The 14868-nt window shown below is 43.9% G+C and carries 7 protein-coding genes; 2 read left to right on the forward strand and 5 right to left on the reverse strand.

Annotated features, from left to right (window positions below):
- Nucleotides 1–106: 106 nt before the first annotated feature.
- The gene (locus KXD93_RS10570) at nucleotides 107–2449 is read left to right on the forward strand and encodes a S9 family peptidase (RefSeq protein ID WP_258137061.1); all 2343 of its coding nucleotides are present in this window, start codon (nucleotides 107–109) and stop codon (nucleotides 2447–2449) included.
- 91 nt (nucleotides 2450–2540) lie between these two features.
- Here the strand turns inward: KXD93_RS10570 and KXD93_RS10575 are convergent, their stop codons facing one another.
- The 4 genes from KXD93_RS10575 to KXD93_RS10590 form a co-directional block, all read right to left on the reverse strand.
- The gene (locus KXD93_RS10575) at nucleotides 2541–2777 is read right to left on the reverse strand and encodes a hypothetical protein (protein WP_258137062.1); all 237 of its coding nucleotides are present in this window, start codon (nucleotides 2775–2777) and stop codon (nucleotides 2541–2543) included.
- A gap of 59 nt (nucleotides 2778–2836) precedes the next feature.
- On the reverse strand, nucleotides 2837–5881 hold the full coding sequence (locus KXD93_RS10580; RefSeq protein ID WP_258137063.1) for a patatin-like phospholipase family protein: 3045 nt from the start codon (nucleotides 5879–5881) through the stop codon (nucleotides 2837–2839).
- A 316-nt stretch (nucleotides 5882–6197) separates the two neighbouring features.
- On the reverse strand, nucleotides 6198–7694 hold the full coding sequence (locus tag KXD93_RS10585; protein WP_258137064.1) for a SusD/RagB family nutrient-binding outer membrane lipoprotein: 1497 nt from the start codon (nucleotides 7692–7694) through the stop codon (nucleotides 6198–6200).
- Between the two features lie 24 nt (nucleotides 7695–7718).
- Nucleotides 7719–11009, reverse strand: a complete 3291-nt coding sequence (locus KXD93_RS10590; protein WP_258137065.1) for a SusC/RagA family TonB-linked outer membrane protein — start codon at nucleotides 11007–11009, stop codon at nucleotides 7719–7721.
- 458 nt (nucleotides 11010–11467) lie between these two features.
- Between KXD93_RS10590 and KXD93_RS10595 the strand changes: the two genes are divergently transcribed.
- Entirely contained in the window at nucleotides 11468–13363 is a 1896-nt protein-coding gene (locus tag KXD93_RS10595) for an AAA domain-containing protein (RefSeq protein WP_258137389.1), read from the forward strand.
- A 118-nt stretch (nucleotides 13364–13481) separates the two neighbouring features.
- Here the strand turns inward: KXD93_RS10595 and KXD93_RS10600 are convergent, their stop codons facing one another.
- The gene (locus tag KXD93_RS10600) at nucleotides 13482–14855 is read right to left on the reverse strand and encodes an alpha-amylase family glycosyl hydrolase (protein ID WP_258137066.1); all 1374 of its coding nucleotides are present in this window, start codon (nucleotides 14853–14855) and stop codon (nucleotides 13482–13484) included.
- Between the last annotated feature and the right edge of the window lie 13 nt (nucleotides 14856–14868).

Genomic DNA, 14868 nt, shown 5'->3' on the forward strand with positions numbered 1-14868 from the left:
CATTTCCTCTGCCACAATAATATTACACAACCTATCAAATTTGTGAAAGCTATTATTTTGCTGTAGCTTGGTTTGCTGTAAACGTAACTGACTTATTAAACAAGCTATGAATAAATTTTTACTCACGGCAATACCTTGTGCATTGGTATTGTGCGCCCACGCCCAACAGGGCCCTCCGCTAACCACAAAAGATTATGAACGCGCCGAAAGCCGGCTAAGCTATGGCGTCGAACCGCTGATCGACAACAACGGCGTTCGCCCTGAATGGCTCGCAGGCGACAAGTTCTGGTACCGTACACTAACTGCAACCGGCAGCGAATTTATCCTCGTCGACCCGACCAAAGGAACCCGTTCTCCGGCGTTCGATCAGCAAAAATTGGCGGCTGCGCTTTCAACAGCAACCGGCAAACAATACACCGCCAACATGCTGCCGTTTCAAAGCATTACATTTTCTGCAGATGGCAAATCCATTGTGTTTGAGGCCGACGGCAAACAATGGAGCGCCGACTTGAGCAATTACAAAGTTGCTGAAGACACGTCTCCGGCAGGAGCAAGAGCACGCGGCGGCCGTCGCGGTGGCGGCAGAGGCGGTAATATTTATAACCTTTCACCTGATGGTAAAAAGGAAGCTTTCATCCGCGACTGGAACCTTTGGGTACGTGACGTTGATACAAAAAAAGAAACCCAGCTTACAACAGATGGCGTTAAAGATTATGGCTATGCCACCGATAACGCAGGCTGGAAGCACAGCGATGCAGCTATCCTGATCTGGTCGTCCAACTCAAAAAAGATTGCCACCTTTAAACAGGACCAGCGTAACGTAAGCGATATGTACCTGGTTACCACCAACGTGGGCAAACCTACTTTAAAAGCCTGGAAATATCCGTTGCCGGGCGATAAAGATGTTGCTATGATCCAGCGGGTTATTATCGACGTTGACAATCCTAAAGTTGTTGTAACTAAAGTTGCTCCGGATCCGCACAGGGCCACACTAAGCGACGATATCTCCAGCAGCGGAACTCTGGACGATGTATATTTCAGCTCAGACAATACTAAAGTTGCCTTTGTATCAACTTCCCGTGATCACAAAAATGAAAAAGTTCGAATAGCAGACGCCGCAACCGGCGATGTGCGCGAAGTGTTTGAAGAAACCGTGCCTACTCAATTTGAGTCGGGCCAGGGTTCTATCAACTGGAAATATTTGGATAAAACCAACGAGATCATCTGGTACTCGGAACGGGATAACTGGGGCCATCTTTATTTATATGATGCAACCACAGGCAAGGTAAAAAACCAGATCACCAAAGGCGATTTCGTTGTAACCCGTGTACTTAAGGTTGACGAAAAAGCCCGCATGATCTACTTTATCGCCGACGGCCGCCAGGCAGAGAACCCATATTTCAGCCAGTTATGCAAAGTAGGCTTTGATGGTAAGCACTTTGCAAACCTTACACCCGAAGCAGGTAATCACCAGGTTACGCTTTCTCCTGGCGGTGGTTATTTCATCGATACTTATTCAAAACCTGATGTTCCGGGTGTTACTGTATTGCGCGATATGAGCGGCAAGATGATCACCACTTTAGAGAAAACCGATATATCAAGATTGCAGGCTACCGGCTGGAAACCTGTTATTACCTTTTCGGTAAAAGCACATGATGGCAAAACCGACGTCTATGGCTTAATGATCACGCCTACAACGCTTGATCCCAATAAAAAATACCCTGTAATTGATTATATCTATCCTGGTCCTCAAGGCGGCAGCGTAGGCAGCTGGTCGTTTGCAGCTTCAAGAGGCGACGGGCAGGCACTCGCAGAGTTGGGCTTTATTGTTGTTGAAATTGAAGGCACCAGCAATCCTTTGCGCTCAAAAAGCTTTCATGATATGAGCTATGGCAACATGGGCGAAAACACCCTGCCTGACCAGGTAGGCGGCATTCGCCAGCTTGCTGCAAAATACGGTTACTTAGATACCACACGTGTAGGCATCTGGGGCCATTCAGGTGGTGGTTTTGCAACAGCAGGCGCAATGTTCCGCTACCCTGATTTCTTCAAAGTAGGAATCTCGGAGTCAGGAAATCATGAAAATCTTAACTATGAGGACGACTGGGGCGAACGCTACAATGGTTTGGCAGCAAATTCAAACTATGCAGCACAGGCAAACCAAAATCTTGCTAAAAACCTTAAGGGTAAGCTGATGATTGCACATGGTTTGTTGGATGATAACGTTCCGCCATATAACAGCCTGCTGGTAATTGAAGCATTGGAGAAAGCCAATAAAGATTACGATTTAGTAGTGTTCCCCAATATGCCGCATGGCTATGGCCAGTACTCGCCATACATGATGCGCCGTCGCTGGGATTATTTTGTAAAGAACCTTTTAGGCGTTGAGCCACCTCACGAATATGCGTTGAAAGCCAAAACCGATCCAAGGAATGGAGGTGGCAGATAGCATTGGATAAACCGATACATTTTGAAAGCCTGTTCCCGTTTGGGAACAGGTTTTTTTATTAAAAGAAGCCGCTGTAAAAATCGATCGAAGACTAAGGCAATCTCAGCTGCTTAATATTTTGTACAGACTGATACCCCAATTTTCTATAGCTTTCAAACTGGGCTTCATCAAAAAACTGATCACCTGTTGATTGCTGCGGGAATTCGGGATTATTTACAAAATACTCTCTTATATCTACTGTTTCATTACCGGTAAGAGACGTTTTAATATAAACAATAGTGCCGGTTGCCTGTTTTTTACCCGGATATTTTATGGTGCCCTGAACCACGTGCGATTTGCTATACCGGGTTTCTTTGTCCTTATTGGTTATCCTCGAAACATCAAGGTCTATCTCGACCCCAAAATCAATTCTGCAACGCCGTATTGCATTGGCAAGTCCCTCGCAGGTTGATTTTCATCTTCTTCAGCGTCGCCAAGTAAGATGTAGTTACACCTGCGCCTAACCAATTCATACAGTCCCATATTATCAAAATGCCCCCCGTCAGACAGGCAAACATAGTTGGTGTTGATATCTGATTTACCAATCAGGTCTTTTATCAAATATCCCAAACCTGCAATAGGATCTGAGCGCTTCCAGCAATCCAGTCGCGGGTTTCCGATCCAGCGGCCAAGCCGCACGTTAAACACTGTAAGTAAAAAAGCGGTAGCGGGTGATGAGTGATAACCCATATTTGGGCTAACGGCAGCACCGGAAATGGCCATTGTAGTCCCTATTAATGGCCCCGCATCGCGCGAGTAATGTTCCGTTGGCCGGTAGCCGTATTCATAAACCCGGTTACGGCTATATGCAGCAGAACGTGTCGGGCTAAAATCAAACCCGCAATAAAGGGGCGAAAAAACAAAAGACTCCGCTTTACGGTCTTGCCTGTCAAGCTCTGAAACTGTAGTGGCATTAAGCGCCGTATTTATTATCGGATAAGGCCCGTAATAATGTTCGTTAGTGGTCAATAATGCAAGTGGGAAATCGTCGTCCTTGTCAAAACCAGTAAAACTGTTGGCGGTGTTCATCCGGTCTGTTCTCCGGCGGGTTGCGCCGAGATAAGCCCTTACCAACCTATTGCGATAAAAATCATGCAGCGAGAATTCGTTTACCCCAATGCGCCAGCTTAGTAAAAATGTTAGAACAGCAAGCGCCAGGGTTAATACAGTACAGCACCACACCCTGTTTTGTTGCTGAAAGTGTACCTGGACCGCTGAACGCATAAAATCGATCGCATACGCCCCGATAAGCAAAAAGCCAAGCATAAACAAGTAAGGTGCAAACCGAATAAAAATTTCCTGCGCCTGCAGCACACCACTAACGGCCTTATCGCCGGCTGATTTTGATTGAAACGCAAGCTTTACCGCATAGGCTATAATAGCCATCCATCCCCCAAATATCGCAGGCAGCTTTTCAACATAACTAACGGGAATCCTTTTAAAAAGATCGGGCAGCAGTAATGACGAGAATGTCACCAACATCCATATAATCATAAAACGATGTACCAAAGCCCCCATCCTGCCCCACCATTCTCTTCGCTCATCCGGAAAAAAATTACCCATCAGTGCCATCCGCACTACAACACATATGCTTATCGCCTCCAGTATAATCGGCACCCCTATAATAAGCGTTAATTTTGATTGAAAAAAGGGATCCCTCAACGTGCTTAGTGAAATGTATTCTATCAGTTGCCAGGCTGTAGCCAGTAGTGCCAGCCCGCAAACCGATGCAATTACCGATGTTAAAAAGATAGCCAGCGCAAGTTTTACCCGGTAAAGCGGTTTGGAACTAAATTTTTCTTCCTCAAACCGGTGATATTTTCCCATGGCTGCAATTATTATCATCCCTAAAAAACCAAATATTACGCCCGGGGCAAGCAGCCAAAATTTGGCGCCGAAATTATGCGAAGAAAGGGTTACTGTTGAAAACCAAATAGTGAGTAAAAATGCCGCTCCTGTTGCCCAAACAATAAGTAAGTGGGCAAGCCATGCACTTCTGCCAAGTACAAATTTCCGTTGCGGCGGATGGGCATTATTATAAGAACGCATTCCGCTGCCGGCAAGAAATGCCCCCGGCAAAAGTATAACAGCACTCCAGGTTAAAACTTTTGCCACTGTCATATGCACCGAAAGGTTACTAATGTAATCCCAGCCGCTAAACAAAGCGCCAATGGCCGATAAAACGGTCAGCAGGATCAGTAACAGCACGGTTTGATTTATCAGGGTATTTCGCAGCCAGGTTATTCCCATTGTCCACGTATCGGTTGACATAATGCTGGCGTTTGGCGAAAGAAAGTTGCTAAACATGCGCAACCATTTAATGGGCCTTACCTCATCAGCAAAAGGATCGGGCGATTCCTTTTTATTCAGCCGTTCCACAACTTTTGACAATGACCCGGAACGCTTGATCCATGAACTGAACCATGTACCGATATATCCGCCACCAGATACCGTCGACAGGTAATCAAACCTGGCAAGCACGTTCAGTTCCGCAAGCTTTTGTAAAACACCAAGATTAAACGTGGCCGACCTGATCCCCCCTCCTGAAAATGCCAGGCCCGCTAAATTTAATTTTTCGGCAATCTGCATCGGATCATTCGAATGAATGTCACCTGAAGGAGGAAACTGCCACGATGCACCCGGCTCCATATCACCAAAGCGTTTGGTTCTTGAGGTACTAACCTCCATAAGTTCCTGGTAAAAAAGGCTCTCAAAAGGCAATGGGATTTCTTTTTTATTTAAACACTGCACCAGCGCTCTGTCATCTGTTAATAATACAAATGCACGCTCTGTAAATGTAATATCACCATCCTTACTATGCCAAAATTGTGATAATGCATGCTGGTCATGCTTACTCAGCAGGGATTCGAGCCTGGGATTATAAACCTGGTAAAGCCGTAGCCTGTAAGTTCCTGTTCTTTTCGGGGCAAGCGCAAGTATAATTTGAACTGGCATATATTGTAATATAATAACCAGATGCGTGCGTTCAGCAGGGTTGGTATATAAAATATCCCTGATGAGTTGGCGCCAGAAATATGGACTTGAAAATAAATTACCAAGCTGTATTATTTGTGTTTTGTCATCATCTGAAGGTGATGGGGCAGTATTCGTTAAACGCTTTAACCATTTCAACAGCTCAGCTGCCGTTAACAGGAAACAGTGTACTAACTCATCACCGGCATCCACGCCGGTACTCGACCATACAATTTCAGCTATCCTTCTTTTAAGAACCTGGTTGCAATGGCCGGGCGTGTTATTATTTTGAAAAGCATCCCAAAGCTTGTAATCTTTTGAGCTCTCCTTCAGCTCATCCGGTATATTATTTTTACAGATATCCTGGATAACTGTAAGGTAGGAAGCAGCCTCTGCGGTAAGGTCAGTAACAATGTCCATCTGATTTTAGTTAAAAAGGTTAACAATTGGCATGGTTAGCCACTACAAACTCAGGTTAATCTGAGAATTGCAATCGGGGGCACTAAAAACGCGTAGGGATACTGAAATAAATTTATGTATAAATATATTAATTTAAAAGTATTAATTAAGTAATAGTTTATCAAATATTTCTTTATAGCGCAAATTACAAGTCAGGTATTTTATTATATCCATTTTTCGGTGATGATATAATACTTAATAATCAAATAATACACAACAAAAAACCCCGGTCGTTTTCACGGCCGGGGATTAGTTTTTATTAAAATTACCTCACTATTTATTTCTTGTCAAACCATAGTTTAGTAGTAACCAGATCGCCGCCTATAGCTGAAGAAGCTGCGTCATAATTACTTGTGTTTATCTGTTGTTCCTTATTAGGATAAGTAAAACGAACAGGAAATGCGCTGATTGCATCTGGTGGCGGAATTAAAACAGGATAATCCAATCTCCTGTTTACAGTCCATGCATCATATCCCCTATTGTAAAGCGCAAGATACTGTTGCTTTGCAATTGCCTGTAATTGAGCAGCCTGTCCGCTGCCAATTGGATTAGCTGTTATAATATCAGCAGCACCCGCATCTGATCCCGTCCAGTATACAAATGATGCGGTGATGCCATTTGCATAGTAAGTTGCAGTGCTACCTGGTATAAAACCTCTTGCAGCAGCTTCTGCTAAATAAAATTGCGTTTCTGAATAATCCAATAAATCACCCGGAGTATCCGCGTTAGCCAGGTTGCCGATAGATGCCGCCTGTCCATTTGCATTTCCTTTAGTTAGCTCAGAGCCCGACGGCAACGAGTAGTTAGAAAATAAGATGGTCCCTTCGGCGTTCGGTGCGCCTACATACTTGCCAACCTTGTTTTGAGCAAAATAGTAAGGCGTTCTTTTATCTCCTATTGTTGCATCAGTTGCATTTTGCGAACCCAGCAATGCCATATAAGTGTCTGTTGCAACGTAATCATACCTTCCGCTTTGAACTAAACCAACCCAAGCCTGGTTAGTATATGGCGGCGAGCTTGAAAATTGATATAAAGCATTATCACTATTTGAAGTGAATATACCTCCTGAGCCTGCAATGGCGGATGTAATAGTGGCTTTGGCTGTCACAGGATCTGAATCTGCCAATAAGATTCCCATTTTAAGCTTAAAGGTATTGCCAAACTTTTTCCATGCAGCCGGGCTTCCTCCATAAATCATGTCAGCTGTACCGAAACTCCCTCCGGAGGCATCAAGGTTAGCAATGTCTGCATCCAGACGTTTCAACAAATCTGCGTATATGGTTGCAGCATCATCATATTTAGGGAATAACGTAGTGTTCACACTAAATGCCTGTGAATATGGAATATTTCCGAAAGTGGTCACCAAATAATAAAAGGAATAAACTTCACAAATATCTGTAATAGCCAGCTCGTTTTTTAACGTAGCTGCATCAGTTACATCTGTTTTCATTAAGCCTTTGGCTTTTTCAAAATTTGTCAACGGTCCGGTATAAAACTCATCCCAAATCCCGTCTGCGATGGAACGTCCCGGGATATTATATTGAGACTCTGTTAAGTATTGCACCTCTGTCCACTGCTGCTCAATTAAACGAAATATATTATCATTTTCGCTCACCGAAGTCATATTATTGGCCATCAGGTTTTCAGCTTGTGTAAACACCGCATACGAAGGCACAGTCACAGGGTGCTTCGGATCGATGTTTAATTTTGTTATATCTTTTGTGCAGGCCGTTAGTAACGATGCTGCAGCAAAAATTAGTATTCTCTTTTTCATGTCTTCTTTTTTGAATTTTTTCACTTAAAACCTTAGCTTCAAATTAAATGCAATGGTACGTACGGTAGGATATGAACCTTCCTGGATCCCTTGTATATTACCTGCACTTAAACCGTCTTCAGGATCAGAGTACGGGATGTTTTTATGAATGATCCATAAGTTATGCCCTATCAGTTGGAAGGTAACTCCCTTTACAGCTCCCAATTTACTGATCACACTTGAAGGAAGGTCGTAGCCGATAAGCGCTTCCCTTAATTTAATGAAGCTACCATCATACACAAATGCCTTAAGCGGTAATAAACCTGCGCCATTACCCCATTCGCCATATGCGCTACCATCAACCCTTACTGTGTTTGGCTGCCCGGTAGCTGTTACGCCGGGGCGGATGAAACCACCGCCCTGGTCAAGCGGGGCACGAACTGAATGACCAAGATCATTTGTATAAGTAGTAAGCTTGTACAAACCATCATCTAAACCGTAAGCAAGGTCATTCGAGAAGATGTCGCCACCATGACGGAAATCAAGCAGGAACGAAGCATGAAAGTTTTTAAAAAATGTGAACTCGTTATTAATACCGCCTGTCCATTTTGCGTTGGTGTTACCGATATTGTTATTTTGAGACTCATTGATAACGTATTCACCATTAGCATCAACAACCTTGCGCCCTTGTTTGTCATACGTATAATCTGTTCCTCTTATAATACCGTATGGCTGACCAAGCGGTGCGTTGATCGACTCGCCATTTTGGAAACTGGCGATCAACAGATCCTTCGCTTCGTTACCTGTGCCATCCTTGAATAGATTAAGAACTTTGTTACGGTTAGCAGCCCAGTTAACGGTAATTTTCCAATTGAAATTTTGCGTTGCAACCGGAGTACCGCTTATGCTGATTTCGACACCTTTATTTTGCACCGTACCCGCATTTTCAAAGTAGCTGGTATAACCTGTCGTTGTAGAAACGTTTACAGGGATCAACTGGTCGATTGTTTTTGTAACATAATAGCTACCGTCAAAATGCAACCTGCCGTGAAGGAAGTCTAACTCCAACCCACCTTCTGCTGAACGTGTACGTTCTGGTCTTAAGCTGGCGTTGTTTTTTGTTAAATTCTGAATTGCAACAGGGTTGCCATCAAAAGGAGGGCTAATAGTGTAAGTATCCAAAACCCTATATGCAGGAGCATCAGAACCTACTTCAGCATAGTTAGCCCTTAACTTTCCGTATGAAAGCCAATTGAGGTTTTTAAGCAGCTCCGAGAAAATAAAGCCGCCGGATACCGATGGGTACCAGTAAGCATTGTTTCCCGAAGGCAGCGTTGAAGAAACATCCCTGCGGATGGTACCTTCCAGGCTGAATAATTTCTTCCAGGAAAGTGTTGCGTCTGCAAATACCCCATCTACTTCTGATTTCTGAAGCCCCTCTATTGCAGGAAGCGGAGAACTCACGGTGTTTGACAAGGCGTAAATACCCGGAATAACAAGGCCATTGTTGGTTTCGGCCTCGATAGTACTTATATAATCTTTCCTGATATTTGTACCAAGTAAGCCTTTTAAGTTGAAATCAGAACCAAGGTTTTTATCAACGTTTGCATACAGGTCAAAGTTGGTTTCATGAAAATCCTTGTTAAACCTTGAATAGTAAGGAACACCAATACTGCCTACATCATAACGCTCCTCATCAAAATCAGAATAAGAGTCTAACGATACCCTGCCTGTGAATGATAACCAGTCAGTTGCTTTATAGGTAGCATTAACATTACCCAGGTAACGGTTACGGCTGGCTGTAGAATAATTATGTAAAACCACGAAATATGGGTTGTTCCAGTAAGCCGGATCGGTATTTCCGCTAGCCGGGTCGGCCATGTTCCAGGTAGTGTTTAAATTAGGGTGTAGATAATAAGCAGTCTCTAGTTCCTTAATATCATTATTTAAGCCCCACCATTGCCTGAAGCCTGACATTACGTTCCTGTTATCAGAGTTGGTGCCATCATAACCTGTACCTTCACCTGTTTTATTATTTTGATTGGTGTAATTCACGTTTGCACCAACAGATAATTTTGAATTGATATTATAAGTAGCACCAAAATCGATTTTGTTTTTTTGGTTGTAACTTCCAGGCACATCGTCGCGGTCATCGCTCCGGGTGTAACCTAACTTAAATGTTCCATTGTCACCTCCGTTGGTAACCAGTATGCTGTTATTGGTAGAAAGCGAATTGATAAAAAACGAGTTAGGGTTGTTTTTTGCCGCAACCCACGGGGTAGCCTTACCATAATTAGGTAAACCAGGAACAAAGGCATCCCACTGGTAAACCTTTAAATTAGGATTGAAAGCTACACCGTTCGAAGCGTCGTCACCGGTAGGCGCAATAAGAGCGTTAGGGTTACCGAAAACGTTAGCCGTACTAAATCCGTCCCTGCTGCCAGCACCGGTTTGAATGCCGTAACCTTCACCATACTGAGTCTGGTACTGTGGTAATGTAGATTTATCAGCTGAATTATTAGTAATTGTTGAATTTATGACGATACCTAAACCTTTTTTGGCTTTTTTAGTGGTTATTAATATAACACCGTTGCTTCCACGCGAACCATACAATGCAGTTGCACCGGCGCCCTTAAGTACAGTTACACTTTCAATATCATCAGGATTGATGTCTGCTGCAGGGCTTCCATAATCGTAACCACCACCGCCTGTACTTTGAGCAGCCATTGCCCCGCCTAAACCTGCACCGTGGCTACCGTTAGTATTTGTGTTGTCAACAGGTACCCCGTCTATCACAAATAAAGCCTGGTTGTTTCCATAAATAGATTTAACACCACGAATTACGACGTTTGTTGAGCCACCCAGGGTATTGTTCTGCTTAATTTCCAAACCTGAAACCTTGCCCGATAACCCGTCAATAAAGTTGCTTGACCGCTGTTTGCTCACTTCATCGCCGTTTACCTGCTGGGCCGCATAGCTTTGCTGATTACGCGTACGGGAAATACCTAACGCACCGGTAACCACAACCTCACCCAGTTGCTGGGCAGATGTTGTTAACACAACGTTTAGGGTAGCGCCATTTACAGCTAGTGTTTGGGTTGTATAGCCCAAAAATGAAAATGACAACTTTGCGCCGGCCGGTACGCTGAGTGAGTATTTACCATTAACGTCCGTTTGCGTTCCGTTGGTTGTTCCCTGCAGGCTTACCGATACCCCGGGCAATGGCAAGCCGTCTTCCTTGGCCGTAACCTTCCCGGTCACGGTTTGATTTTGTGCAAATAACCGGGTTGCGGTTATAAGGAGTAAGCACAAATTCATGAGTAGAATTTTTTTCATTAATAAATCAGTTTGTGAGTTAATATTTACGTTTATTAGTCAACGCATTCGAGCTGATAAACCTACGGCAAGTTTTCGTTTAACTAAAATATATTTCTGTAACTTCTCGTTTACAATTTCATTTTTAACTGTAACGAATTATTTACACAACATTACTAAAACAATACCGGTAATTTGCCGTTTCAAAATCACAACTACCTAAGTTATCTGTAAGAAAATATTGATAATAATAAGGCAGTTATATAGTTAATTGTGACCGGAAAATACGCGAGGTATTTTCCGGTTTCTTTTTTATAACTAATTGTTTAGTAGATAAATAACTAAGCATTTAGTAGATAAATAACCCTGTCAAAACCGGGCATAACATCGTACACTTATCGCTTTTTTTGATGGTAAATCCTGGTTCATATCGGGATCATCAGATGGAGATCATAAAGAAAAAACTTCCATCTTTGCAGATGCCTTATTTTAAAAAACTGCTCGATCTTTTAAAAATCGAGCGGGATGAAGACCGCAACTCCTATTTAAAACTTACCGAAACTTCGTCAGTTTCCGATCGGCGGGCAAACGGATTAACGTGGTATCCCATCGCGATACGTGGTACAGAACCCAGCCGCGGTGATTATTTATCTGTTGAAATAGAGCGAACCACTCACCAGGATATTTCACATCAATTCAGATTTGGCTCTCCCGCAGTGTTATTTTCCAATCATGACCCAAAAAAAGACCGCTTGGAAGGGACTGTTACCTACCAGGGTGGCAATCGACTAAAAATAACATTGTTCACCGATGAACTACCTGATTGGAGCCGCGATGGCAAGCTTGGAATAGAGTTATTGTTTGATAATAACAGCTATGATGAAATGCAGAATGCCATTAAACAGGCGTCAGCATTAAAGGAAAAACCGGAAGGAAGGTTAGTGAATGTGCTGATTGGCGGAAAAACGCCATTATTTGCAGATCAAAAAGAGACGGCGGCATTAAACGGACTAAATGCGTCACAGCAGGTGGCTGTTCAGAGGATCTTATCAGCACAAGATCTGGCTATAGTTCATGGTCCGCCCGGAACCGGTAAAACAACTACGCTGGTGCAGGCCATTAAGTCGCTTATTGCCCAGGATAAAGATCAAATACTTGTGGTTGCCCCCAGTAACACTGCTGTTGATTTGTTAAGCGAAAAGTTGAGCAATGAGGGTTTAAACGTGTTACGCATCGGGAATCCGGCAAGAGTTTCAGAAAAATTGATGTCACTTACATTGGACAGCAAAATGCAGGAGCACAGCTATGTGAAGGATGTTAAAAAACTGAAAAAGCAAGCTTCTGAATACAAAAACATGGCGCATAAATATAAGCGCAGCTTCGGCAAAGCCGAACGCGACCAGCGCAAGGCTCTGTTTGACGAAGCTCATAAAATAATGCGCGAGGTTGATAAAACAGAGCAATTCATAATTGATGACCTGGTAGCAAAAGCGCAGGTTATTACCGCTACCCTGGTAGGTTCCAACCACTACACGGTACGGAATGTAAAATTCAACACAGTAGTAATTGACGAAGCCGGACAGGCGCTTGAACCAGCCTGCTGGATCCCGATCTTAAAGGCACAAAAGCTGGTCATGGCGGGAGATCATCTTCAGCTGGCTCCCACCATAAAATCAAACGAGGCCGCACGGAGCGGATTAAGCACTACGCTGTTGGAAAAATGTGTGATCCTGCATCCCGAAGCGGTAACGCTGCTTACCGAGCAATATCGCATGAATGAAACCATCATGGGCTTTTCGTCAAGAGAGTTTTATGGTGGTAAGCTAATTGCCCATTCATCGGTGGCGCATCAATTGTTATTGCCGGGCGACCTGCCATTTGTGTTTGTGGATACAGCGGGCTGCGGTTTTGATGAAAAGCTGGAAGGCACAAGTTCGGTAAACCCGGAGGAGGCGGTGTTCCTGGTAAAGCATCTTACACAGTTAGCTGAAACTATAAGTTCCGGAAACGAGGATTTCCCAACTATCGCTGTTATTTCTCCCTACAAGGAACAGATCAGGATCCTGCAGGAATTATTATCTAATTCAGATGTATTGCTCCCCTATCAGGATAAAATTTCGGTAAATACCATCGATAGTTTCCAGGGGCAGGAGCGCGATGTGGTTTACATAAGCATGGTGCGCAGTAATATAACGGGTGACATAGGCTTCCTTGCTGATATCCGGCGGATGAATGTAGCTATCACCCGCGCTAAGAAAAAGCTGGTTGTTATTGGTGATAGCTCAACGCTCGGGAATTTTCCCTTTTATGCTGATTTGATCAGGTATGCCGAAGAGGCAGAGGGGTATAAAAGCGCGTGGGAATTTATGCAGTAAAATTAATACAAGGAAGCGGGAGGGCTCCCGCCCCTTGTAAACCAATTGTACGGAGAGAAAAACTTCTAAATATTTTAAATTATCTGCAGATGTGCATCCTTATGTGTCTGCACGTCAATTACCTCCTTAATACCAAATAAGCATATGGTTGCAAACTCACAGTTGAGCCTAACGTTACGCTTGCATTTGCCAGGCCGTTAGTCCAGCCGCCTTGTACAGCCGCCGGCACCGTAAAGCTGGCTACTGCGTTCCTTGCATTTACCAAAATCAACACATCATCACTGCCCGACTTTTTTTCAAATGCTATAACATTTGCATCGTCAAATTGCGTTAGTGTGCCTGTTTTTACAGCTTCATGTGCCGCCCTGAAGGCCAGGATGTTTGTATACTCGGCAACCATGTCCGGGTTCGCAGTATAATCAACCGGAACCGTATTGAAAAAGTTGATAGTATTTGGATACCCTACTTCCTGGCTACTGTATATCAGCGGGATCCCGCCCATATAGGTAGTTGCAACAAATGCTGCTAACGCTCCCTGTTTACCTTTATACTCCGTTATGGTACTTCCATCAGACGAGGCATCGTCATGATTAGTTATATATCTTAATTTAATTCCTGGTGACGGCAGTGAAGCATTTTCTGTGTTATTTGTGCTAAATAAAGCACTTGGCGACTGCGCCCCAACAAACACACTCTTCAATGTACCATAATAGCTAAACGCGTAGCTGATCTGAAAACCAGACGAGATCTCCGCTCCTTTTGTACCCTCTGCCAAATAGATTAGCTTATGGGTGGTGATAGTCTTTAAAGTATCTATAGCCTGAGTCCAGAAATCGGTGGTAACATTATCGGCAAAATCGCAGCGGTAACCGTCGATATTGGCAGTAAACACCCAATATTTCATGGCTTTTATCATCGCGGCGCGCATATCTGAATTGTTGAAATTCAAAGCGGCAACATCGGCATAATTGGTACCCGGAGGCATAATTATGTTGCCCGATCCATCCTGTAGATACCACGATGGATGCGCGGTTATCCAGGCATTATCCCACGAGGTATCGTTCGCTTCCCAATCCAAAATTACGGCCATACCCAATGTATGGGCCTGCGCAACCAGCGAGCGCAGGTCATCCAGCGTGCCGAAATCTGCATTAACTCCCTCGTAATCCTTTACTGAATACGGCGAGCCAACTCCCTTCAAGGTCCCTATGGGATAAGTAGGCATCAGCCAGATCACGTTCACGCCCATTGCCTTTATGGCATTAAGTCGCGCTTTAACACCTGTGAAGTTAGCAGGGGTAAAAGTTTTGATGTTTACTTCGTACATCACAATGTCCTTTGTAGCCGGAACATTTGCATACGGGGTCCCGTACTGAGCCGGATCCTTGCCTGGATTTGTCGGCGGGGTAACAACCGTGTTGTCGGGTTTTGTTGATGATTTCCCGCACGATGAGCAGGCTAAAACTATCGACAGCATTAATAAGTTTAGCATAAGCTTTGGTGTT

This window comes from Mucilaginibacter phenanthrenivorans (assembly GCF_024721155.1).
Classification (GTDB): Bacteria; Bacteroidota; Bacteroidia; order Sphingobacteriales; family Sphingobacteriaceae; genus Mucilaginibacter; species Mucilaginibacter phenanthrenivorans.

Bases quoted from the DNA above. Each gene is read 5' to 3' on its own strand.
- KXD93_RS10570 (WP_258137061.1), top strand. From the start codon at position 107: ATGAATAAATTTTTACTCACGGCAATACCTTGTGCATTGGTATTGTGC.
- KXD93_RS10580 (WP_258137063.1), bottom strand. From the start codon at position 5,881: ATGGACATTGTTACTGACCTTACCGCAGAGGCTGCTTCCTACCTTACA.
- KXD93_RS10585 (WP_258137064.1), bottom strand. From the start codon at position 7,694: ATGAAAAAGAGAATACTAATTTTTGCTGCAGCATCGTTACTAACGGCC.
- KXD93_RS10590 (WP_258137065.1), bottom strand. From the start codon at position 11,009: ATGAAAAAAATTCTACTCATGAATTTGTGCTTACTCCTTATAACCGCA.
- KXD93_RS10595 (WP_258137389.1), top strand. From the start codon at position 11,468: ATGCCTTATTTTAAAAAACTGCTCGATCTTTTAAAAATCGAGCGGGAT.
- KXD93_RS10600 (WP_258137066.1), bottom strand. From the start codon at position 14,855: ATGCTAAACTTATTAATGCTGTCGATAGTTTTAGCCTGCTCATCGTGC.